The sequence below is a fragment of the Bacteroides sp. AF25-38AC genome (assembly GCF_003602995.1).
Lineage (GTDB): Bacteria > Bacteroidota > Bacteroidia > Bacteroidales > Bacteroidaceae > Bacteroides > Bacteroides uniformis.
Window position 1 is genome coordinate 1 of the sequence record NZ_QTMD01000041.1, and the last position, 21,217, is coordinate 21,217.

General features: G+C 45.3%; 19 protein-coding genes and 1 pseudogene. 14 read left to right on the forward strand and 6 right to left on the reverse strand.

Annotated features, from left to right (window positions below; genetic code table 11):
- The first annotated feature begins 236 nt into the window (after window positions 1–236).
- The 7 genes from DWY55_RS19535 to DWY55_RS19565 all read left to right on the forward strand — a co-directional run bounded on the left by DWY55_RS19535 (window position 237) and on the right by DWY55_RS19565 (window position 8,835).
- On the forward strand, window positions 237–2,360 hold the full coding sequence (locus DWY55_RS19535) for a bi-domain-containing oxidoreductase (RefSeq protein ID WP_117878491.1): 2,124 nt from the start codon (window positions 237–239) through the stop codon (window positions 2,358–2,360).
- A 13-nt stretch (window positions 2,361–2,373) separates the two neighbouring features.
- Window positions 2,374–4,245 carry an alginate lyase family protein gene (locus DWY55_RS19540; protein ID WP_117878537.1) on the forward strand — a complete coding sequence of 624 codons (1,872 nt, stop codon included), beginning with the start codon at window positions 2,374–2,376 and terminating at the stop codon, window positions 4,243–4,245.
- 1 nt (window position 4,246) lies between these two features.
- Window positions 4,247–5,464: a glycosyltransferase family 4 protein gene (locus DWY55_RS19545; protein ID WP_117588528.1), complete on the forward strand. Its 1,218-nt coding sequence runs from the start codon at window positions 4,247–4,249 to the stop codon at window positions 5,462–5,464.
- An 84-nt stretch (window positions 5,465–5,548) separates the two neighbouring features.
- Window positions 5,549–6,157: a sugar transferase gene (locus tag DWY55_RS19550; protein ID WP_008664828.1), complete on the forward strand. Its 609-nt coding sequence runs from the start codon at window positions 5,549–5,551 to the stop codon at window positions 6,155–6,157.
- 9 nt (window positions 6,158–6,166) lie between these two features.
- Window positions 6,167–6,757: an acetyltransferase gene (locus DWY55_RS19555; RefSeq protein ID WP_117588530.1), complete on the forward strand. Its 591-nt coding sequence runs from the start codon at window positions 6,167–6,169 to the stop codon at window positions 6,755–6,757.
- A gap of 13 nt (window positions 6,758–6,770) precedes the next feature.
- Entirely contained in the window at window positions 6,771–8,012 is a 1,242-nt protein-coding gene (locus DWY55_RS19560; RefSeq protein WP_117878493.1) for a DegT/DnrJ/EryC1/StrS family aminotransferase, read from the forward strand.
- Between the two features lie 229 nt (window positions 8,013–8,241).
- Window positions 8,242–8,835 (forward strand): master DNA invertase Mpi family serine-type recombinase, encoded by a 594-nt coding sequence (locus DWY55_RS19565; RefSeq protein WP_005831322.1) that lies wholly within the window; start codon window positions 8,242–8,244, stop codon window positions 8,833–8,835.
- Window positions 8,836–8,898: 63 nt separating this feature from the next.
- Here the strand turns inward: DWY55_RS19565 and DWY55_RS19570 are convergent, their stop codons facing one another.
- Window positions 8,899–9,498, reverse strand: a complete 600-nt coding sequence (locus tag DWY55_RS19570) for an HdeD family acid-resistance protein (protein ID WP_117878495.1) — start codon at window positions 9,496–9,498, stop codon at window positions 8,899–8,901.
- Window positions 9,499–9,624: 126 nt separating this feature from the next.
- Here DWY55_RS19570 and tpx point away from each other — a divergent pair, with 126 nt between their 5' ends.
- A complete protein-coding gene (tpx, locus tag DWY55_RS19575) occupies window positions 9,625–10,125 on the forward strand; it encodes a thiol peroxidase (protein ID WP_117878497.1) in 501 nt (166 codons plus the stop codon).
- A gap of 87 nt (window positions 10,126–10,212) precedes the next feature.
- Here tpx and DWY55_RS19580 read toward each other — a convergent pair whose 3' ends face one another.
- The 4 genes from DWY55_RS19580 to DWY55_RS19595 all read right to left on the reverse strand — a co-directional run bounded on the left by DWY55_RS19580 (window position 10,213) and on the right by DWY55_RS19595 (window position 14,932).
- On the reverse strand, window positions 10,213–10,851 hold the full coding sequence (locus DWY55_RS19580; RefSeq protein WP_005831315.1) for a DedA family protein: 639 nt from the start codon (window positions 10,849–10,851) through the stop codon (window positions 10,213–10,215).
- A 28-nt stretch (window positions 10,852–10,879) separates the two neighbouring features.
- Complete coding sequence (locus DWY55_RS19585; RefSeq protein ID WP_057089505.1) at window positions 10,880–12,292, reverse strand: tetratricopeptide repeat protein; 1,413 nt, start codon at window positions 12,290–12,292, stop codon at window positions 10,880–10,882.
- Between the two features lie 4 nt (window positions 12,293–12,296).
- Window positions 12,297–14,036, reverse strand: a complete 1,740-nt coding sequence (locus tag DWY55_RS19590; protein ID WP_005832304.1) for a glutamine--tRNA ligase/YqeY domain fusion protein — start codon at window positions 14,034–14,036, stop codon at window positions 12,297–12,299.
- Window positions 14,037–14,110: 74 nt separating this feature from the next.
- Window positions 14,111–14,932: a PstS family phosphate ABC transporter substrate-binding protein gene (locus DWY55_RS19595; RefSeq protein ID WP_117878499.1), complete on the reverse strand. Its 822-nt coding sequence runs from the start codon at window positions 14,930–14,932 to the stop codon at window positions 14,111–14,113.
- A gap of 191 nt (window positions 14,933–15,123) precedes the next feature.
- On the opposite strand from DWY55_RS19595, the gene pstC reads away from it, so the two are divergent.
- The 6 genes and pseudogenes from pstC to DWY55_RS19625 form a co-directional block, all read left to right on the forward strand.
- A complete protein-coding gene (gene pstC, locus DWY55_RS19600; protein WP_005831308.1) occupies window positions 15,124–16,308 on the forward strand; it encodes a phosphate ABC transporter permease subunit PstC in 1,185 nt (394 codons plus the stop codon).
- Window positions 16,309–16,320: 12 nt separating this feature from the next.
- Window positions 16,321–17,181, forward strand: a complete 861-nt coding sequence (pstA, locus tag DWY55_RS19605) for a phosphate ABC transporter permease PstA (RefSeq protein WP_005831306.1) — start codon at window positions 16,321–16,323, stop codon at window positions 17,179–17,181.
- 17 nt (window positions 17,182–17,198) lie between these two features.
- The gene (gene pstB, locus DWY55_RS19610; protein WP_016274364.1) at window positions 17,199–17,954 is read left to right on the forward strand and encodes a phosphate ABC transporter ATP-binding protein PstB; all 756 of its coding nucleotides are present in this window, start codon (window positions 17,199–17,201) and stop codon (window positions 17,952–17,954) included.
- 60 nt (window positions 17,955–18,014) lie between these two features.
- Window positions 18,015–18,710, forward strand: coding sequence for a phosphate signaling complex protein PhoU (gene phoU, locus DWY55_RS19615; protein WP_005831301.1), 696 nt, complete (start codon window positions 18,015–18,017; stop codon window positions 18,708–18,710).
- A 352-nt stretch (window positions 18,711–19,062) separates the two neighbouring features.
- Window positions 19,063–19,665 carry a riboflavin synthase gene (locus tag DWY55_RS19620; protein ID WP_005831295.1) on the forward strand — a complete coding sequence of 201 codons (603 nt, stop codon included), beginning with the start codon at window positions 19,063–19,065 and terminating at the stop codon, window positions 19,663–19,665.
- A 12-nt stretch (window positions 19,666–19,677) separates the two neighbouring features.
- Window positions 19,678–19,758 (forward strand): annotated as a pseudogene (locus tag DWY55_RS19625) (NAD(P)H nitroreductase); the annotation flags it as partial.
- Between the two features lie 136 nt (window positions 19,759–19,894).
- Here the strand turns inward: DWY55_RS19625 and DWY55_RS19630 are convergent.
- Window positions 19,895–21,214, reverse strand: a complete 1,320-nt coding sequence (locus DWY55_RS19630; protein WP_008664813.1) for a YihY/virulence factor BrkB family protein — start codon at window positions 21,212–21,214, stop codon at window positions 19,895–19,897.
- Window positions 21,215–21,217: the final 3 nt, after the last annotated feature.

Consider the following 21,217-nt stretch of genomic DNA (forward strand, 5'->3'; position numbering starts at 1 on the left):
CGGTTTAGGGCACTGAAAAGTGCCCTTTCAAAGGGGGATGCCCTAAATTGAGTGCTTACGAATGATATTTCATATGGTATATACATATACCATATGTTGGTGATAAATGTATTTGTTCAGATGAAATTTGTAGGTAACATTTCTTACTTGTTGATGGCGTTGATTATAACAGTTTGTATCGCAATTATTTCTTGGGTCTTTATAGAGAAAAAAGCATTATCATTAAAATATAAGTTATGAAGCAAATTATTCAAGATATGAAATCAGGGAGGACTGTACTTGAAGAAGTACCGGTTCCTCAGGTAAAATCGGGTTATGTTTTAGTCAAAACATCTTGTTCTTTAGTCTCTTTAGGGACAGAACGTATGCTTGTCGAGTTTGGAAAGGCAAATTTGATAGACAAGGCCCGTCAACAGCCTGATAAAGTAAAGCAAGTACTTGATAAGATAAAGACAGATGGTTTGCAACCTACATTGGAGGCGGTTTTTAATAAACTGGGACAACCGTTGCCTTTAGGGTACTGTAATTCCGGTGTAGTGGTTGCTGTAGGAAATGGAGTTACAGAAGTTAAGGTGGGCGATCGTGTGGCATCTAATGGACAACATGCCGAATATGTTTGTGTACCTAAAAACTTGGTAGCTAAAATACCGGAAAATGTTTCGGATGAAGAAGCTGCTTTTACTGTAATTGGGTCTATAGGTTTGCAAGGTATTCGTTTGCTGAATCCGCAATTGGGAGAAACTGTTGTTATAATCGGGTTAGGTTTGATTGGATTGATAACAGCGCAATTATTGAAAGCGAATGGGTGTAGAGTCATAGGAATTGATTTTGATGAAGAAAAGGTGGAATTGGCCCGTACTAAAGGAGTGATAGGGGTAAATCCTGCTAAAGGAACAGATTCTGTAAAATATGTGCTTGAAGAAACATATTCACATGGGGCTGATGCTGTATTGATTACTGCTTCTGCTAAAACAGATGAAGTGATTCACCAGGCGGCTGAGATGTCAAGGAAAAGAGGCCGTATTGTGCTTGTAGGTGTAATAGGATTGGATATTCGTAGGGATGATTTTTATAAAAAGGAGTTATCATTCCAAGTTTCTTGTTCCTATGGTCCGGGACGTTATGATGAAGATTACGAAAATAAAGGAATAGATTATCCGTTACCTTTTGTACGCTGGACAGAAAAAAGAAACTTCGAGACTGTTTTGCAGGCAATATCCATGGGGAATATTGATGTGAAATCATTGATTACTGAAGAAGTGGATTTGAAAGATTATGAAAAGATATATGGGGACATGCGTAAACATGGTTCTATCGCTTCTATCTTGAAATATCCCGTTGATGCAAAACGAAATACGATAGTTGAGGTTGCTTCTGCTGACTTTTCAGTAACAAAAGGACAAATAGGTATTATCGGTGCTGGAAACTTTACATCGGCAACGATGCTACCTGCTTTGACGAAAGCAGGAGCGCATATTCGGTACATTGCGAGTGCACAAGGTTTGTCTGCTAAAGTTTTGGCTCAAAAGGCTGGTGCCATGAAAGCAACTTCTGATTACAAGGAAATCCTGAAAGATGCGGCTGTGGATTTGGTAATGATTACAACCCGGCATAATCTTCATGCTTCAATGGTGCTGGATGCATTACGAGCAAAGAAACATGTATTTGTGGAGAAGCCGTTGTGCCTGAATCAAGCGGAATTAAATGAGATAACTGAAACTTATCGGGAAGTACAAAAGAATGGAGTAACATTGACTGTGGGGTATAACCGACGTTTTTCTCCTTTCGCGGTGAAAATGAAACAGCTTGCCGGAAGCGGAGTGAAAAATATTGTGGCAACTATGAATGCCGGATTTATACCGTCTGAAGTATGGGTGCATGATTTGAAAGTGGGAGGAGGACGTATTATTGGTGAGGCTTGCCATTTTATTGATTTATGCTCATTTTTCGCAGACAGTAAGGTTGTTGCCGTATGTATGAATGCAATGGGGGAAAATCCTGAAGAGAATACGGATAATGCAAGTATTTTACTAAGATACGAGAATGGAACAAATGCCGTGATAAACTATTTTGCTAATGGTAGCAAGTCTTATTCGAAAGAGAGAATAGAAATCTATACACAAGAAAAGACGCTGGTTCTTGACAATTGGAGAGAACTGAAAGGATATGGTTGCAAAGGATTCTCTAAAATGAAAAAAGGTATGGATAAAGGGCATACTACCCAATTTGCTTTATTGAATGATAGAATACAAAACGGAGGAGAAGCTTTAATTCCGTTTGACTCTATTGTAAATACAGCCAAGGCATCGTTTGCTTGTATCGATAGCTTGAAGCAGAACAAGTGGATTGAGATTGAATAATTCTGTGTTCCTTATGAATAAATTTCTTCTTTATTTTCAGTTATTTCATAACATGGGAATAAAGTACTTTTTGTTTCGTATCCAGTATGAAATACGCCGTAAAGGGGGAATGTTGAAAAGAGCATACCCTATTTCTTGGGAGGATAAAGAATATTTGTCATTGGCGGATTGGAGAAAGCACGCAAAACCCTTTTTCTTTTCAAGTAGAAAGAGCGTGAAATTGACCCATACTGATAGTAGGGTACTTTCAGAGAGAGTCAATAGAATGAAGCGCGGTGAATATTGCTTCTTTTCTGCCGTTTGGTACAACCTTGGAACGGATTATGACTGGCTGACAAACCTTGATACGAACTATAAATATAATGCGAATGTACACTGGACGACAGTAGAGGATATTGTGCCTGAAGCAGGGGATATAAAGTATGTATGGGAAAAGTCCCGTTTTTCTTTTCTCTATGACATTATCCGCTATGATCAAAAGTCTGGTGAAAATCATGCGTCTTTTGTATTTTCTCAAATAGAGGACTGGATTCATAAAAACCCACTTAATTGTGGACCTAATTATAAATGTAGTCAGGAAATATCTTTGCGTGTATTGAATTGGTTATTCGCACTTTATTATTATAAAGATTCGGTTGAATTGACGGAAGATGTTTTTAGGTTAATCATCCAGTCTGTTTATTGGCAAATAAAGCATGTACGTGCAAATATAAATTTTTCCCGGATTGCAGTGCGTAATAATCATGCAATAACAGAAACGTTGGCGTTGTATCTGGTAGGTCTGTTATTTCCTCAGTTTCCAGAATCTGGAGAGTGGAAAAAGAAAGGAAAGAAATGGTTTGAGGAAGAGATAAAATACCAAGTGGCAGAAGATGGTACTTATTTGCAATTCAGCATGAATTATCATCGGGTAGTGGTTCAGCTTTTGACATGGGCCATTACTCTGGCAGACAGAAATGGGGAGCGGTTTTGTGATGAAGTATATAAACGTGCTTATCAGTCTGTGAATTTTTTGTATCAATGCCAGGATGATTTGACTGGCTGGCTACCTAATTATGGCTCAAATGATGGAGCTTTGTTTTTTAAACTAAATGATTGCGATTATCGTGATTATCGTCCTCAACTCGATGCATTATATTATTTGCTTACTTCCGAACATTTGTATGATCGGCAATATGAGGATAGAGAATGGTATTTGTGCGAGTGGAAAGCAAACCGACAGATGTATCCACCAATAAAAAAACAGTTTGGTTGCATTTCTTTTGATAAGGGAGGATATTATTGTATTCGTGAAAAGGATACTTTTTCTTTTATCAGATGTGGAAGACATAAGGACCGACCTGCGCATGCGGATAATCTGCATTTGGATATTTGGTATCAAGGAGAGAATTGTTTGTTTGATGGGGGTAGTTATAAATACAATACAACAGAGAAGTTACTTCGATATTTTATGGGTACGGAATCTCATAATACAATAATGCTTGAAGGACATGACCAAATGTTGAAAGGAGATCGATTTATTTGGTATAATTGGTCGCAAGCAGAGTGGAGTTCGTTGAAAGAAACAGAGGATACTTACATATTTGAAGGAAAAGTTTCTTGTTTTACTTATCTGAATAAGGAAATAAAACATTCTAGAAAGATTGTAAAATGGAAAAACACATGTAAGTGGGAGATAGAAGATTGTATAGATGGTAATCCCAAAAATATGAATATGCGTCAATTATGGCATACAAATAAGGATAATCTTAGTTTGGAATCAAACGGTGAAACTGTTGATACAGAACAATTATGTTCTAATTATTATGGTCAAACGACTAAATGTAGGCAAATCGAATTTCAGACTAAAAATAGCTCGATAAAAACAATCCTTCAATTTATATAAAATGAAAGTGCTTTATTTCCATCAACATTTTACCATTCCCACCCAAGCGGGGGGGACACGTTCTTATGAGTTGGCAAAACATCTGATTTCCAGAGGCCATTCTGTTTGCATGGTTTGTGGTGAAACGGCCAAGCTGGATTTGCCGAACACAACGATGAAAAATGTTCATAGAGGAATGGTCGATGGTATAGATGTGATTCAGATAGCTTTGCCTTACTCTAATAAGGATGGTATCGCCAAAAGAGCATGGACTTTCGTGAAGTTTGGATGGAAAGGTATTCAAATAGCATTGAAAGAAGATTATGATTTGTTGTTTGCGACTTCTACTCCTTTGACAGCCGGTATTCCAGGCATAGTAATGAAGTTGTTCCGGAAGAAAAAATTTATTTTTGAAGTTCGTGACTTGTGGCCTGAATTACCTAAGGCCTTAGGTATGAAGAATCCTTTTTTATTGTGGGGGATGAATATTTTGGAGTGGTTGAGTTATCATTGCGCGGATGCTTGTGTTGGTCTTTCTCCTGGAATTTGTGAAGGAATTAAAAGAAGGAGCCAGCCGGGCAAGCGTATTTCGATGATTCCGAACGGGTGTGATTTGAAGATATTCAAGCCATCTTCACGTGATAATCTTTCGTTGGAGGGCATTTCCAAAACAGATAAAGTGGCGGTTTTTACTGGTGCACATGGAATTGCCAATGGTTTGGATGCAGTGTTGGATGCTGCTGCAGTGCTGAAGGCAAAGCAACGGACGGATATTGTGTTGGCATTTATAGGAGACGGTAAAATGAAACCGCATTTGATGGAACGAGCTCGAAAAGAACAATTGGATAATTGTCGTTTTTATAATCCGATGCCTAAGAAAGAACTAAATAAAGTTGTTGCATCAGCAGATTTGGGTTTGATGGTATTAGCTGATGTTCCGGCTTTTTACTATGGAACTTCACCTAATAAGTTTTTTGATTATATATCTTCAGGATTGGCTGTCTTAAACAATTATCCAGGTTGGCTTGCTGATATGATTCAAGAAAATAAGTTAGGGATTGTTGTTCCTCCTAAGGATGCAAATGCTTTTGCCGAAGGCTTGATTTCTTTATTGGACGATGATACATACAGAACAGGATGTGGGCAGAGGGCTAGGGCATTTGCAGAAGCTAATTTCTCAAGAAAATCATTAGCGGATAAGTTCGTTTCATTCTTGGAGGAAGTAATTTCTTTGAAATGAAGATTTTTATCGTCTTGTTATCGAAGAATAGTTTTTTTTAAGGATATTAGATACGACTTCATATTGGTACATAATTATTAGAGCATGTATTCTCATTTTCTTAAGAGAGTGATTGACTTCCTTCTCGTGTTTTGCATATTGGCTTTGATTTGGCCGATACTGTTTCTTGTCGCTTTTTGGTTGCATTTTGCCAATAAGGGCTCCGGAGTCTTTTTCACTCAGGAGCGTCCAGGAAAGGATGGAAAGATTTTTAAAGTTATCAAGTTTAAGACCATGACCGATGAACGGGATGCAGAGGGAAATTTATTGCCTGATGCTGTACGTTTGACAAAAGTTGGAAGTTTTGTACGTTCTACTTCGATTGATGAGCTTCCACAACTGATTAATGTATTGAAAGGGGATATGGCTTTGATAGGTCCCCGTCCTTTATTGCCTCAATACTTACCGCTTTATAGTAAAGAACAAGCTCGTCGTCATGAAGTCCGTCCGGGGATTACGGGTTGGGCGCAAGTTAACGGGCGCAATGCTATCAGTTGGTCAAAGAAATTTAAACTGGATGTGTGGTATGTAGATCATTGTTCTTTTCTACTTGATTTGAAAATTGTTTTTATGACAATAAGAAAGGTATTTATAAGGGAAGGTATCAGCTCTGATACTTCGGCTACGATGGAAGTCTTTACTGGAAATAACTAATATCAAAACATGTATTTATATGGTGCCAGTGGTCATGCCAAAGTGATCATTGATATATTGCGTGCAAATCATGAACCGATTGAAGCGTTGTTTGATGATAATGAGGAAATTCATAGTCTTTTTGACTATCCCGTATTACGTCCGTCGAAGGTCTGCGGACCATTGATAATCAGTATTGGGAATAATGGTATTCGCAGGAAGATTGCCAAGGAGTTAAAGGTTGAATATGGCAAAGCTTTTCATCCTTCTGCAATTATATCTGAAGAAACTGAGATAAGAGAAGGCTCGGTAGTTATGCAGGGGGCAATTGTGCAGTCGGATGCTTGTATTGGCAGCCATTGTATTATCAATACCGGTGCTTCGGTGGATCATGAATGTCTGATTGCTGATTATGTGCATATTTCTCCCCATTGTACGCTTTGTGGCAATGTGCAAGTTGGCGAGGGGACATGGATTGGTGCCGGCAGTGTTGTTATTCCGGGTGTTAAGATAGGGAAGTGGAGTATTATAGGTGCTGGTTCCGTTGTTACAAAGGATATTCCGGATGGTGTGTTGGCTGTAGGGAATAGGTGTAAGATTATCAAGAATATAGTTTTGTAAATCACGTAATTTTATGGATAAGAGAATATATCTTTGCCTCGCCCACATGAGCGGCAAGGAGATAGGCTTCATACAAGAAGCCTTCGATACCAACTGGGTAGTACCCCTCGGTCCTAATGTGAATGCCTTCGAGCAGGATTTGGAACGCTTCGTGGGACAGGATAAAAAGGTAGTGGCCTTGAGTGCAGGTACAGCAGCGGTACACCTGGCCCTGCTCGCTTGCGGAGTTGGTCAGGGTGACGAAGTGATAGTACAAAGCTTTACCTTTTGTGCCTCTTCCCATCCGGTGACCTACCTCGGTGCTACTCCGGTATTCGTGGATTCTGAGGCTGATACATGGAACATGGACCCGGTACTTCTGGAGCAGGCTATCAGGGACCGTATCGACAAGACGGGCCGAAAGCCCAAAGCGATTGTTCCGGTGGCTTTGTATGGGATGCCCTACAAGACAGACCAAATCATGTCAGTGGCAGATAAATATGGTATTCCGGTCATAGAGGATGCCGCCGAAGGCTTTGGAAGCAAGTTTGACGGGCAAGTTCTTGGAACTTTTGGCAAATATGGTGTGCTTTCTTTCAATGGCAACAAGATGATAACCACCAGCGGTGGCGGTGCTTTGATTTGCCCTGATGAAGAGTCCAAACGTGAGATAATGTTCTATGCTACCCAGGCCCGTGAGTCCTATCCCTACTACCAGCATGAGCGTATAGGCTATAATTATAGGATGAGTAACATTTGTGCAGGTATCGGTCGCGGCCAGATGACGGTGGTGGATGAGCACATAGCGCACCATAAGTATCTGTGCGGTCTGTATCGTGAGCTGTTGGCTGATGTGGAGGGAATCACGCTTCATGAGAATCCTTCCGGACGTTATGACAGCAATTATTGGCTGAACACGGTACTGCTTGACGGGAATCTGCATGTGAGAGGTGAGGAGGATGCCTACCGTGAGACAGTAAAAGGCGCCGTAGGTGGTGCCGCCGGTGTTACGCATGAGTCAGTGAGTGCCCATACTTCTTGTGAGCCTAACCGTAATGTAGAGGCCATGCGTGTTTGCTTGGATAAAGCCGGTATCGAGAGCCGTCCCTTATGGAAGCCCATGCATCTCCAGCCGGTTTATGCGGCTAATCCTGCCTATGTGAATGGTGTCAGTGAGGACTTGTTCAAGCGTGGTCTTTGCTTGCCGAGTGGTCCTTATGTGACGGATGAGGATGTGAGATACATAGTGAATGAAATGAAGAAGAGTATACTATGAAACTACATAGTATCAATTTTTTATGAACTAATTTCAGAAAACAGCTTCAGTGGGGCTGTTTTCTTTGTTTATAGGCATATTTGAGATGGTTACCGAGAAGTCTTCCCTGACTTCGGGGGATGTCCATAATGTGATCCTCTGTGATAGAGAGTCATAGTTGTGTGTTGCCACTCTTACTTGAATAACCGTTCTTTGGTGGTGAATAATAACCAATAAACGTTTATCAATTATGGCAGTAGTAGCTTATTTAAGAGTAAGTACAGAAAAACAGTTTTTAGAGAATCAGCGCGAGGAAATTATACGCTTCGCGGAGAAGAATGGGTTGAGTATCGACAGATGGTACATGGAGACGGTCAGCGGAAAAGTGAGTAGCAAAGAGCGTAAACTGGCGGGCTTGTTGGACCGGATGAAACCGGGAGACTCCTTGATTATAACGGAGATTTCACGGCTTAGCCGGACACTGCTGGAGATAATGACCATTCTTAACTCCTGTATCAAAAGGGGAGTGGTGCTGTACAGTACCAAAGAGGGGTATGTGTTCCAGAATGACATCAACAGCAAAGTGCTGGGTTTTGCTTTTGGACTGATGGCCGAGATAGAGCGTAATCTGATTTCCATGCGCACCAAAGAAGCACTGGAACGACGGAGGAAGGAGGGAAAACATCTGGGCAGGAAGAAAGGGGACACACCCAAAATGAAGATACTCTATGCGAATAAGAGGAAACTTGTGAGGGAGCACCAAAGAGGAGAGTCGTGTGCCGAGCTTGCCCGACAGATGGGAGTGTCACGGACTACGATGTTCCGTTTTCTGAGACGTTATTGAGCAATTCGGCTAAACGAAGGTGTCAAAGGTGGGATTCCTTTTGACACGCTTCGTGTGGGCTACTTATTCGGCTGATACTTCTTTCTTTTCCTTCCACTCTTTCCCGCGCTTGTGCAGGTTTTTCAGCTCGAATGACAGCATGATACGGAAGAAGCCTATAATCAGGAATGCAAACGAAATCATGTACACGGCGTAAAGGGCGCCTACTGCCGGTTGCCACAAGATGATGAGCGAGCAGATGACGGCAAGAATACCGAAAGCAACATACCATCCCCAGTCTCTTGTCCCGTATCTTTTGAGGTCCATGGCATAGCCTACGGATGAGAAGCCGCGGAACATCAGCCAGAAGGCAATGATGAATGGAATGACTTCCATGCTGAGCATTGGGTAGGTTATCAGGTAGAATCCCAGAATCATGTCGATGATACCTCCAGCCAGATACCATCCCCAACTGGATACCCTTCTACGGTTACTTACTGCAAAGGATATTTCCAGCAGACCGCTGAACAACATGGAGACGCTGAACAGAATGCTCAATACCGCATACCCGCTGAGAGGGGAGAACATCAGGCTTATAGCCACTATTACATAAAGAATACCAAGAATGAGTGAAATCCACCAATTCTTTACTTCCTGCTGAAGTTCGTCAAAAATAGTTTTCATGTGAATTTAATTTTTTAAGTGATTATCATTAATTCGTCTGTAGAATAACAGTTTATCCGGAAAAAAGTTTCGGGTGAACTTTTTCTGTATGTAATTTGTTATGTATACATATAATTTGATAAAACTATGGCTACAACAAAATTTAAAGGACAACCGGTAAAGGTTATCGGTGAATTTATAAAGGTGGGCTCTGTTGCCCCCGATTTCGAATTGGTAAAAACAGATTTGTCTTCATTCTCTTTGAAGGAACTGAACGGGAAGAATGTTATTTTGAATATTTTCCCCAGCCTTGACACTGGTGTGTGCGCTACTTCTGTACGTAAGTTCAACAAACTGGCTACCGGCCTGCCCGATACCGTGGTGTTGGCAATCTCCAAGGATTTGCCTTTTGCACATGCACGTTTCTGTACAACGGAGGGTATTGAGAATGTGATTCCTTTGTCTGATTTCCGTTTTTCCGATTTTGATGAAAACTACGGGGTACGCATGGCCGACGGACCGCTTGCAGGTCTATTGGCGCGTTCGGTAGTGGTTATCGGCAAAGATGGTAAGATTGCCTATACGGAATTGGTACCTGAAATTACACAAGAGCCTGACTATGATAAAGCTATTGCAGCTGTAAAGTAGAAAGTTTGGATTTGGGATAAGCAATAAAAAGCGGTGGACAGAATTTATCATGCTGTCCACCGCTTTTTTATTATCATGCCGTTTTTTTTATTTCTTCTTCATGCCTTTATAGATGAAGAATGCCACGATGAGTACGCCGATGCCGATAAATACATAACCTATCTCATGGCTGTATTCCGTTACTTTGGCAAGCAGCTGTTCCTCGTTCTCGATGCCGGGTACTGTGGACAAGTAATAGCCGATAAAAGCCAGGATGGAATTCCAAAGGCCTGCACCCAAGGTGGTGTACAGCAAGAAAGTTCCCAGCTTCATGCGTGCCAGACCGGCAGGGATGGATATCAACTGGCGAACAGCAGGTATCAGGCGGCCGACAAAGGTTGATACGGCTCCATGCTTGTCAAAGTATTCCTCCGCATGCTGCACTTTGGCTTCGTCGATGAGGCACATGTGCCCGAAACGGCTGTTGGCAAACTTGTAAATGATGGGGCGTCCCAGCCATTTTGCCAGATAGTAGTTTATCAATGCTCCGATATTTGCCCCTATGGTTGCAAACAATACCACCAGATATATATTCATGTTGTCATTGTTGGCGGCTTTCCAAGCGGCAGGAGGGACTACAACTTCCGAGGGGAAGGGAATAAACGAACTTTCAATGGCCATCAATAAAGTGATGGTCCAGTAATTGAGGTGGTCGAGACACCATTGGATAAAGGCTACTGATTCCATTTGCTAGATTAGTGGTATATAATTACTGTTATTGTAATGCATTGAAAATATTCTTCATCACTAGGGCCAGCTCTTCCTGATTATCTTCTTGTAGTATCTGCTGTAATCTATCCAGCTCTTCCAGCCTGAACGGATGTTCGCACAGTTGGTTGTACTTCATGAAGTTCTCCTTGTCTTTGAGCAACATATACAGAGAAGTCAGCCTTTCGTTGATACCTTCAAAGTCCGGCTCCATCTCTTTGACATGTTCAAAGGCCAGCTTGGCATAGCTCAGTTGTCCTATTTCCATGCTACACATGCCTATTTCGTGCCAGGTATCTGCATAGGGGGCATACTCTAAGGCTTTGGCCCATCTCTTCACACCTTTCTCATACTCACCTTCTTCCATGTAGATGCGCCCCTCAATCAGGTACGGGTCTATCTCTTCGGGTGCCAAGTCGTATGCTTTTTTACAATATTGGTGGGCTTTGCGCTTTTTTCCCATCTTGTGCAGGCATAGGGCCGCATTGGCATAAAGGGAGGGCAAGGCGAAGTCATGGCTGTCTTCGGCCGTTATGGCTTTTTCCAGATAGTCGTATCCTTCTTTCCACTCTCCTTTGGAGGTTTTGTTCAGGCCGATGAAGGTGTTGATGAAACCGTGGGAGACGAGATGGAACTTTTCGGCTTGCAGGTAGTTTTCCATGGCACTTTCCTCATTTCCCAATTGGAAGAAGGAATGTCCTTTCATCAGGTAGGCATCGGCAAACTCGTCATCGGCCACCGTGGCATAGTCGCATGCTTCGATTGCTTTGTCGAACATCTGCTGGTCAAAGTAGCAACGGGCCAGTCCAAACCAGTAAGGAGCCGAATACGGATTCTTGTCAATCAGCTTATTGAAGAAGAAGGTGGCTTTTTCAAACAGTCCCTGGGCATAGTAACAATCGCCGGTGACGGCAAGGTAGGCTTCTTCTTCGGCATATTTTTCGAGTCCGCGCGTCAGCCATGTCAATGCTTTTTCCGGGAATCCCATGTCGATGTACATATAGGATACATCAACGATATTGGCCAGGTCGTCCTTATCGTCTATGCTGTCGAGTATCGCTTCTGCTTCTTCTTCTTTGCCTTCGCCCAACAGTAGGTTGGCTTTCAGCACTTTCACTTCGGAAGATTCTTCGGCAATCCGTTCCAATATATCTTTAGCTTGCTCTTTATGCTGGGTGTCGAGGAACAAGTATGCCTGTTCCACCAGCAGAGCCGTATTATCCGGATGTATTCCCAAGCCATACTCTACGACCTCGGTAGCCATGGCATATTTATGATGCACGGCATACCAGTCTGCGAGGTCGGCTAAGTCGTCTGCGTCCAGATAGATGGTTCTGTTCTCTGCTTTGGCAGCTTCATATTGTTCTGCCATTTCTTGCAGTTCTTTGTCTCTTCCGGACAGCAGGTTTTTTTTACTCATATTCTTATTTATTGATTTTACCCCAAACGTCTTTCAGACCTACAGTACGGTTGAATACCATTTTTTCTGGCGTAGAATCTTTGTCAACATTAAAATAACCGATACGTTGGAACTGCAGGTAGGAGAGGGGCTGCATGCCGGCAGCGTACTTCTCGATGTAGCAGCAGGGCAGCACATTCAGGGAGTCGGGGTTGATCATCTCTTTCATGGCTGTCAGTGCGTCGCAGTTCTTCGCTTCGCGGATGGCGGCAAGCTCATCGCGCGGGTTCTCCACTTTCCACAGACGGTCGTAGAGACGTACTTCTGCTTCGAGGCAGTGGGCACAACTTACCCAATGGATGGTGCCTTTCACCTTACGGTTGGCTCCGGGCAGACCGCTCTTGGTATCGGGGTCGTATTCGCAATATACTTCGGTGATTTCACCGGCGTCGTTCTTCTTGCAGCCGGTACACTTCACGATGTACGCGTTCTTCAGACGTACCTCTTGTCCCGGTGTCATGCGGAAGTATTTCTTTGGGGCATCTTCCATGAAGTCGTCGCGCTCCATCCAGAGTTCGCGGCTGAATTCGATGACGTGGTTGCCTTCTTCGGGATGCTCGGGGTTGTTGACGGCTTCCATCTCTTCCACTTGCCCTTCGGGATAGTTGGTGATGATAAGCTTCACCGGATTCAGTACGGCAGATACGCGGGTGGCGCGGTCGTTCAAGTCCTCGCGCACGGCGCTTTCCAGCAGGGCGAATTCATTGAGCGCATCGTAGGTTGTATATCCTATTTTGTCGATGAACTTATGAATGGACTCCGGAGAGTATCCCCTACGGCGGAAACCGCAGATGGTCGGCATGCGGGGGTCGTCCCAACCGTTTACCAGACCTTCCTTGACCAGAGTCAGCAGGTTGCGCTTGCTCATCAGCGTATAGCTGAGGTTCAGTTTGTTGAACTCATACTGATGGGGGCGGTTATCGTCGAGGTCTTTGCCTTCCTTCACCCAGTCCACGAAGAGATCGTAGAGTGGACGGTGGGGCACAAACTCCAGTGTGCAGAGCGAGTGTGTCACGCCTTCGAAGAAGTCGCTTTGCCCGTGGGCGAAGTCGTACATCGGATAAGCCTTCCAAGTGGTGCCCGTGCGATGGTGCGGATGCTTCACTACGCGGTAGATGATAGGGTCGCGGAAGTGCATGTTGGGGCTTGCCATGTCTATCTTGGCACGGAGCACCATGGCACCTTCCTCAATCTCGCCGCTGTTCATCTTCTGGAACAAATCCAGTGTTTCTTCGATAGGACGGTTGCGGTAGGGACTTTCCACACCGGGCTGGGTGGGAGTTCCTTTCTGGGCGGCAATCTGCTCGGAAGTCTGTTCGTCGATGTATGCCTTGCCCTCTTTGATGAGGCGGATAGCGAAGTCCCACAATTGCTGGAAATAGTCGGAAGCGTAATATTCGTTACCCCATTTGTAGCCCAGCCACTGGATGTCTTCCTTGATGGCTTCTACATATTCCACATCTTCTTTGGTGGGATTGGTGTCATCGAAACGCAGGTTGCAGACACCGCCGTGTGCGGCGGCAATACCGAAATCAAGGCAGATGGCCTTGGCGTGTCCGATGTGGAGGTAACCGTTTGGTTCGGGCGGGAAGCGTGTCTGTACTTTTCCCCCGTTTTTACCCTCTTTCAAATCGTTTTCTACTATTTGCTCAATGAAGTTCAAGCTCTTTTTTTCGCTTGTTTCTTCGCTCTTTATTTCTGCCATAATGTTACTATTTTCGTATCGTGGGGACAAAGATAGGGTAAAAAAATGAAGAATGAAGAATGAAGAATGAAGATTTATTCTTTATGTACCGGGATATATCCGCTCTCTTTGATGATTTTCTGTCCTGCGGCAGACAAGATGAAATCGAGCAGAGGGGCTACGACCGAGGCGTTTTTTCGGTTATAATAATAGTATAGCGGGCGTACTATCGGATAAGTCTTATTGATGGCATTCTCCAGCGTGGGAGCGGCATAATGCTGCCCGTCGTATGAAACGGCGAGTGTCTTGATACGCGGTGATACATAGGCTAGACCCACATATCCGATGGCTCCGCGAGTTTGGCTGACGGATTGGATAATGGCTCCCGTGGCAGGCATGGAGAGACTGCTGCTCATGTAGTTCTTGTTTTTCAGTACGCTTTCCTTGAAGAACTCGTAGGTACCGGAGGAAGTCTCGCGGGAGTAGACTACGATTTTGCGGTCGTCTCCGCCCACTTGCTGCCAGTTGGTGACTTTGCCCCGGAAGATATCTTCCAGTTGTTGGCGGGTCAGTTGTTTCACTGGGTTGGAGGGGTGGACCACTACGGCAAGGGCATCGTAGGCGATGGGAACTTCTGCCAAGTCTTCTCCGGCGGCTTTGGCCTTCATCTTTTCGCTGAACTTGATGGCGCGGGAAGCCATGGCGATGTCCGTGGTCTGGTCCAGCAGGGCTGAAATACCGACACCGGTTCCACCGCCGGTCACGGTGACACGGGCAGAGGGGTTCAGGGGCATAAAGCGTTCGGCGGTCTGCTGCGCTATGGGGAGCACGGTGTCGCTGCCTTTGATGCGTTGCGCCTGCATGCCGGTGGTGGCAGCTGCCAGGGCGAGGAGTAGGAGTAATTTTCTTGTCTTCATAAAACACATGGTGCAAATTGGGTAAACACATGATGCAAATTAAGGTAATGGATATTACAAATGTGTTACATGGAATGTGCTTTGGGCCGTTGTAACAGTTTTGTAACACCTTTGAAATATTTCTTTCAAACGTTAGTCACACTGCCTTAACATCCGGCCCGTTCCTTTGCATACAGAAATCAATAGGCAACATGAAAAAGATTTTTGAGAAGATTGTAGAAGGTATACTGGCTTGTAGCGGCTTTGTGACGAGCCTTACCATCGTACTTATCGTCGTGTTCCTCTTTTCCGAAGCGCTGGGCTTGTTCAGCAGCAAGGTGATAGAAGAAGGGTATGTATTGGCCTTGAATAAGGAGAACCGGGTGGGCGAACTGACTCCGGCACAGATAAAGAATGTTTTTGATGAAGAGCTGACAAACTGGAACGAAGTGGGAGGGGAGGACCTTCCTATCCGCCTTTTCCGTTTGGAGGACATCACACTGTATTATACGGAAGAGCAGTTGGGCGCTTCCTACGAAAATGCAGGTGCCTGTATTACGGAGCTGGTGGAGCGTACGCCTGGCATTATAGCCTTTGTACCGCAGCAGTTCATTGTCCGTCCGGACTCGGTGCATCTGCTGAAAGACAACACCATTTCGGTGAAGGACGTCTTTGCCGGTGCCGAATGGTTTCCCACGGCAACACCTGCTGCGCAGTTCGGCTTTTTGCCGCTCATTACGGGGACGCTGTGGGTCAGTCTGTTTGCCATCCTCTTTGCATTGCCGTTTGGTCTGTCGGTGGCAATCTATATGTCGGAGGTAGCCAATTCCCGGGTAAGGAATCTGCTGAAGCCCATCATTGAGTTGCTGAGTGGCATACCGTCGGTGGTCTACGGCTTTTTCGGCTTGATTGTCATTGTGCCGTTTTTGCAGCAGGTGTTCAACTTGCCGGTAGGCGAGAGCGGGCTGGCGGGCAGCATTGTGCTTGCCATTATGGCGTTGCCCACCATCATTACGGTGACGGAAGATGCGATGAGAAATTGCCCTCGTGCCATGCGCGAAGCCAGTCTGGCGCTGGGAGCGTCGCAATGGCAGACTATATATAAGGTGGTGATTCCTTACTCCATTTCGGGCATCACCTCCGGAGTGGTGTTGGGCATCGGCCGTGCGGTGGGCGAGACGATGGCTGTGCTGATGGTGACGGGCAACGCCGCCGTCATTCCCCATACCATCCTGGAACCGCTGCGCACCATTCCGGCAACGATTGCCGCGGAGCTGGGCGAGGCACCTGCCGGCGGACCTCACTACGAAGCATTGTTCCTACTGGGTGTCGTGCTGTTCTTCATCAGTTTATTGATAAATTTCACGGTGGAAGCAGTTTCGCCAAGACGAAAATAAAAGAAGGTAGATATGGTCAATAGAAAGCATCTTTCGCAAAACATGGCATTCGGCTTGTTCCGTCTGTTGAGCCTGAGTGTGGTGGGGATTCTTTTTGCTATCCTCGGTTTCATTATATATAAAGGTATAGGAGTTATCAATTGGGAGTTCCTCACTACGGCTCCTACCAACGGTATGACTGCCGGTGGAATCCTTCCTGCCATTGTAGGTACGTTCTGCTTGATGGCGGGCAGTGCTTTATTTGCCTTTCCGGTGGGAGTGATGAGCGGTATTTATATGAATGAGTATGTGCCGAAAGGCTGGGTGGTACGCTTCATACGGATGATGACGAATAATCTGAGCGGCATCCCTTCTATCGTGTTCGGTCTGTTTGGCATGGCGCTGTTTGTCAACTATATGGATTTTGGAGACAGCATCCTGGCAGGTTCGTTGACGCTGGGTCTGCTAAGTCTGCCTTTGGTTATCCGCACCACGGAAGAAGCGCTGAAAGCCATCCCCGACAGCATGCGTGAGGGAAGCCGCGCGTTGGGAGCTACCAAGCTTCAGACCATCTGGCATGTCATCCTGCCGATGGGGATACCCAATATCATCACCGGACTGATTCTGGCGCTGGGGCGTGTTTCGGGCGAGACGGCACCCATCCTTTTCACCTGTGCCGCCTACTTCCTGCCACAGCTGCCTACAAGTATCTTCGACCAGTGCATGGCGCTTCCTTATCACCTCTACGTCATCTCTACCAGCGGCACCGATATGGAAGCGCAGCTTCCCATTGCCTACGGCACGGCACTGGTGCTGATACTCATTATCCTCCTGGTGAACCTGCTGGCGAACGCCCTGCGGAAATACTTTGAGAAGAAGATTAAGACGAATTGAAAACATATACAATAGGTATGAAGAACAAGATAGAAACCCGTGACGTGAACTTCTGGTATGGCGATTTCCATGCCCTGAAAGGCATCAGCATGGACATTGAGGAGAAGTCTGTGATAGCCTTCATCGGTCCCTCGGGCTGTGGAAAGTCTACCTTCCTGCGCCTGCTGAACCGCATGAACGATTTGATTCCCGACACCCGTCTGACTGGCGAGATACGCATTGACGGACAAGACATCTATGGAAAAGGAGTGCAAGTGGATGAACTCCGCAAGAACGTGGGCATGGTGTTCCAGCGCCCCAATCCTTTCCCAAAAAGCATCTTCGAGAACGTTGCCTACGGACTCCGTGTGAATGGCATCACCGATAACGCCTTCATCCGTCAGCGGGTGGAAGAAACCCTGAAAGGCGCCGCTCTTTGGGACGAGGTGAAGGACAAGCTGAAAGTCTCTGCCTACGCCCTCTCCGGCGGTCAGCAGCAACGTCTCTGCATAGCCCGTGCCATGGCGGTGTCTCCTTCAGTCCTGCTGATGGATGAGCCGGCATCCGCCCTCGACCCCATCTCCACTGCCAAGGTGGAAGAGCTTATCCACGAGTTGAAGAAGCAGTACACTATCGTCATCGTCACCCACAACATGCAACAGGCAGCGCGTGTCAGTGATAATACGGCTTTCTTCTATATGGGGCAGATGGTGGAGTTTGGAGATACCCGGAAGATATTTACGAATCCCGATAAGGTGGAGACGCAGAACTACATCACGGGACGCTTCGGGTAGCGGATTGTTCCATACAAGCAAAAATAAGTTGTACAAAAGTAATCTTAAAATAGAAACATTATGGTGAAGTTTATCGAATCTGAACTCGTCTTGCTGAAAAAGGAAATAGACGAAATGTGGACCCTGGTATATAATCAGCTCGACCGTGCAGGTGATGCCGTGCTTACGCTGGACCGGGAACTGGCCCAGCAGGTATTGGTGCGCGAACGTCGCGTCAATGCTTTCGAACTGAAAATAGACAGCGACGTGGAGGACATCATTGCCCTTTACAACCCCGTTGCCATCGACCTGCGCTTTGTGCTTGCCATGCTCAAAATCAATACGAACCTGGAGCGTCTGGGCGACTTTGCAGAAGGCATCGCCCGCTTTGCCCTCAACTGCCACGAACCGGCATTGGACACTGAGCTGGTCAAGCAACTCCGTCTCGAAGAGATGATAGCCCAGGTGCTCTCCATGCTCGAGCTTGCCAAGCAGGCACTTCAGGAGGAGAGCCAAGAATTGGCTACCGCTGTGTTTGCAAAGGACAATATGCTGGACGAAATCAATGCGGAGGCCACTGCCATTCTTGCCGACTACATCAGCCGGCATCCGGAGAGTGCACTCTCTTGTCTGAACCTGGTGAGCGTGTTCCGCAAGTTGGAGCGCTCCGGCGACCACATCACGAATATTGCCGAAGAAATAGTGTTCTTTATCGACGCAAAAGTGTTAAAACATAGCGGGCAGACAGACGAACACTACTTAAATGATAAGAAATAAACAAAATTTTAGGATAATTTCAGTGTTTCATGGAAAATAGCCTTATATTTGTCCATTGAAAACGATTGCAGGTGTAGAAAAATGCTTTGAAATGATAATAAACTTAAATGATTTTTCAAAAAGATGTTATAAGACATGTTTTTTAATTTGGTTAGTATCACGAAAAGCGCCTATATTTGCATCGTTATCCTGAAAACAATCTTTTTACCTTAAAAAAAAACTAATACCTATTGAAAACTGAAAAAGGAGGCTTTGTGAAAAGCTTCCTTTTTTTTGTACCTATACGAAGGGCTTTTTGTATCTTTGCGCATATTAATAATAAATCGTGTATAACCTAAAAGTATATAGAACCATGTTTTCCGGAATAGTAGAAGAATGTGCCACATTGGTGGCGATGGTCAAAGACCAGGAGAATGTACATTTTACTTTCAAGTGTTCATTCGTCAGTGAATTAAAAATAGACCAAAGTGTGTCTCACAACGGTGTTTGCCTTACAGTAGTCAGTCTGACAGATGATACCTATACCGTGACGGCCATGAAGGAAACGCTGGACCGTTCCAATCTTGGCTTGTTGCAGGTGGGAGATGAAGTGAATGTGGAGCGTAGTATGATGATGAACGGCCGGCTGGATGGCCATATCGTTCAAGGACATGTGGACCAGACTGCCACTTGCATCGATATAAAGGATGCGGAAGGAAGCTATTACTTTACTTTCCGGTATGCTTTTGACAAGGAGATGGCAAAGCGCGGCTACATCACGGTAGACAAAGGCTCGGTAACGGTCAATGGTGTCAGCCTGACCGTGTGCGATCCCACCGACGATACTTTCCAGGTGGCCATTATTCCTTACACCTTTGAGCATACCAATTTCCATGCTTTCAAAGTGGGCAGTGTGGTGAATCTGGAGTTCGATATCATTGGTAAGTACATCAGCCGCATGATACAATATAAATAAGGTAACGGCACTATGGACGATTTCCTGCAATTAGTGGCATCCCGTCAGAGTGACCGTGCCTATGATATGACTCGTGCCGTGGAGCCTGAGAAATATCGGTGATTTACTTTTTAGACACAGATGACGCAGATGACGCGGATTTTTTTAATATTCCAATCCGCGTCATCCGCGTCTAAAAAATAATCAAAAAGAAAGCAGATACGGAGTTTCCGGAAAGACTTCCGCGTGCTTACAAATCCTTCAGCAGCACCTTGCTTGCATTCTTGTAGTATTCCTCCCGTGCCTTCAGCAATGCTCCCCATTGGTTGTTGAATTCATTTTCCTTATCAATTTTGAAATCTTCTGAGCCGTGCGTGTCCAGTTTGTCCAGTAGGAGGGCCACATTCATTTTGTTGATATCCATGGAAGGCTGGTAAGCGATGTCTTCACTCTTTTCATCGGTCACCACTTCATGTAGGAGGTTGATTTCCTGCAATTCATAAAGGGTTTCGTGTGTCAGCCGGATGGGAATCTGGCACTCTTCGGATATCTCTTCGGCTGTATAGGGCTGGACGTCTTGTTCAAAGCGCTTGGCTATGAGAGACATTATCAGGATGGAGATAAAATCGCGGTAGCGCCGGCTGATATTGCGCGCATCCTTGTCGAAGCTGAAGTTCCGGATATTCTGTCCGGCGTAGGTCAGTTCGGCACCGAATAGGCAGATGGTCCAGGATACCTGCAACCATAGCAGAAACATCGGAAGGGCGGCAAAACTACCATAGATGGCATTGTAACGGGAAACCCACAACTGGCTGCTGATGTAAAGGAATTGGAATGCCTGGTGTGCCGTACCTGCCAGAATACCGGATATGAGTGCGTGTTTCAGCTTGACCTTTGTATTCGGCATAAAGACGTACAGTGCTGTAAACATGAACCAGGTCAGCACGAAGGGGATGAGGCGCACCATAAACTTGCCGACGGGAGCCAGCAGGGTAAAGTCTTCGAGGTTCTTCACCATCGTACTCATGAAGATGGAAAGACCACCGGACACCACCAGCAGAATGGGCATCAGCAGAAGCATAGAGAAGTAATCCGTTATTTTGCGGTACATGCTGCGCGCCTTTTTCACCTGCCAGATGCGGTTGAAGGTGATTTCCATATTGTTGATTAGATTCAGGACTGTCCACAGCAACATAATCAGACCCACTCCGATGAATATTCCACTCTTGGTCTGAGACAAATACGAATTCACGAATTGCAGGATGACTTCCGTGGTTTCCGTAGGACCGCCGAAACCGTTGACAATCTGGCTTTCCATCAGATTATCGAATCCGAAACCGCGGGCTATGGCAAACAAAATGGCAAGAATAGGCACGATGGCAAGCAGCGTACTGTAAGTCAGCGCCGAGGCTTTGTTTACTATCCGGTCTTTGGTGAAGCGGTTGATGCAAAGATAAATCGTCTTGATGATATTGTATACGGAAAAGGTCGTTCGCGTGACTTCATCTTCCGTAATACGCCAGATGTCGTAGGTGAGGAATTTCCAAAGGGCAGCAATACGCTTGTTCATGCT

Excerpts from the sequence above, each read along its gene's own strand:
- DWY55_RS19535 (WP_117878491.1), top strand. The coding sequence starts at position 237 with ATGAAGCAAATTATTCAAGATATGAAATCAGGGAGGACTGTACTTGAA.
- DWY55_RS19540 (WP_117878537.1), top strand. The coding sequence starts at position 2,374 with ATGAATAAATTTCTTCTTTATTTTCAGTTATTTCATAACATGGGAATA.
- DWY55_RS19545 (WP_117588528.1), top strand. The coding sequence starts at position 4,247 with ATGAAAGTGCTTTATTTCCATCAACATTTTACCATTCCCACCCAAGCG.
- DWY55_RS19550 (WP_008664828.1), top strand. The coding sequence starts at position 5,549 with ATGTATTCTCATTTTCTTAAGAGAGTGATTGACTTCCTTCTCGTGTTT.
- DWY55_RS19555 (WP_117588530.1), top strand. The coding sequence starts at position 6,167 with ATGTATTTATATGGTGCCAGTGGTCATGCCAAAGTGATCATTGATATA.
- DWY55_RS19560 (WP_117878493.1), top strand. The coding sequence starts at position 6,771 with ATGGATAAGAGAATATATCTTTGCCTCGCCCACATGAGCGGCAAGGAG.
- DWY55_RS19565 (WP_005831322.1), top strand. The coding sequence starts at position 8,242 with ATGGCAGTAGTAGCTTATTTAAGAGTAAGTACAGAAAAACAGTTTTTA.
- DWY55_RS19570 (WP_117878495.1), bottom strand. The coding sequence starts at position 9,498 with ATGAAAACTATTTTTGACGAACTTCAGCAGGAAGTAAAGAATTGGTGG.
- tpx (WP_117878497.1), top strand. The coding sequence starts at position 9,625 with ATGGCTACAACAAAATTTAAAGGACAACCGGTAAAGGTTATCGGTGAA.
- DWY55_RS19580 (WP_005831315.1), bottom strand. The coding sequence starts at position 10,851 with ATGGAATCAGTAGCCTTTATCCAATGGTGTCTCGACCACCTCAATTAC.
- DWY55_RS19585 (WP_057089505.1), bottom strand. The coding sequence starts at position 12,292 with ATGAGTAAAAAAAACCTGCTGTCCGGAAGAGACAAAGAACTGCAAGAA.
- DWY55_RS19590 (WP_005832304.1), bottom strand. The coding sequence starts at position 14,036 with ATGGCAGAAATAAAGAGCGAAGAAACAAGCGAAAAAAAGAGCTTGAAC.
- DWY55_RS19595 (WP_117878499.1), bottom strand. The coding sequence starts at position 14,932 with ATGAAGACAAGAAAATTACTCCTACTCCTCGCCCTGGCAGCTGCCACC.
- pstC (WP_005831308.1), top strand. The coding sequence starts at position 15,124 with ATGAAAAAGATTTTTGAGAAGATTGTAGAAGGTATACTGGCTTGTAGC.
- pstA (WP_005831306.1), top strand. The coding sequence starts at position 16,321 with ATGGTCAATAGAAAGCATCTTTCGCAAAACATGGCATTCGGCTTGTTC.
- pstB (WP_016274364.1), top strand. The coding sequence starts at position 17,199 with ATGAAGAACAAGATAGAAACCCGTGACGTGAACTTCTGGTATGGCGAT.
- phoU (WP_005831301.1), top strand. The coding sequence starts at position 18,015 with ATGGTGAAGTTTATCGAATCTGAACTCGTCTTGCTGAAAAAGGAAATA.
- DWY55_RS19620 (WP_005831295.1), top strand. The coding sequence starts at position 19,063 with ATGTTTTCCGGAATAGTAGAAGAATGTGCCACATTGGTGGCGATGGTC.
- DWY55_RS19630 (WP_008664813.1), bottom strand. The coding sequence starts at position 21,214 with ATGAACAAGCGTATTGCTGCCCTTTGGAAATTCCTCACCTACGACATC.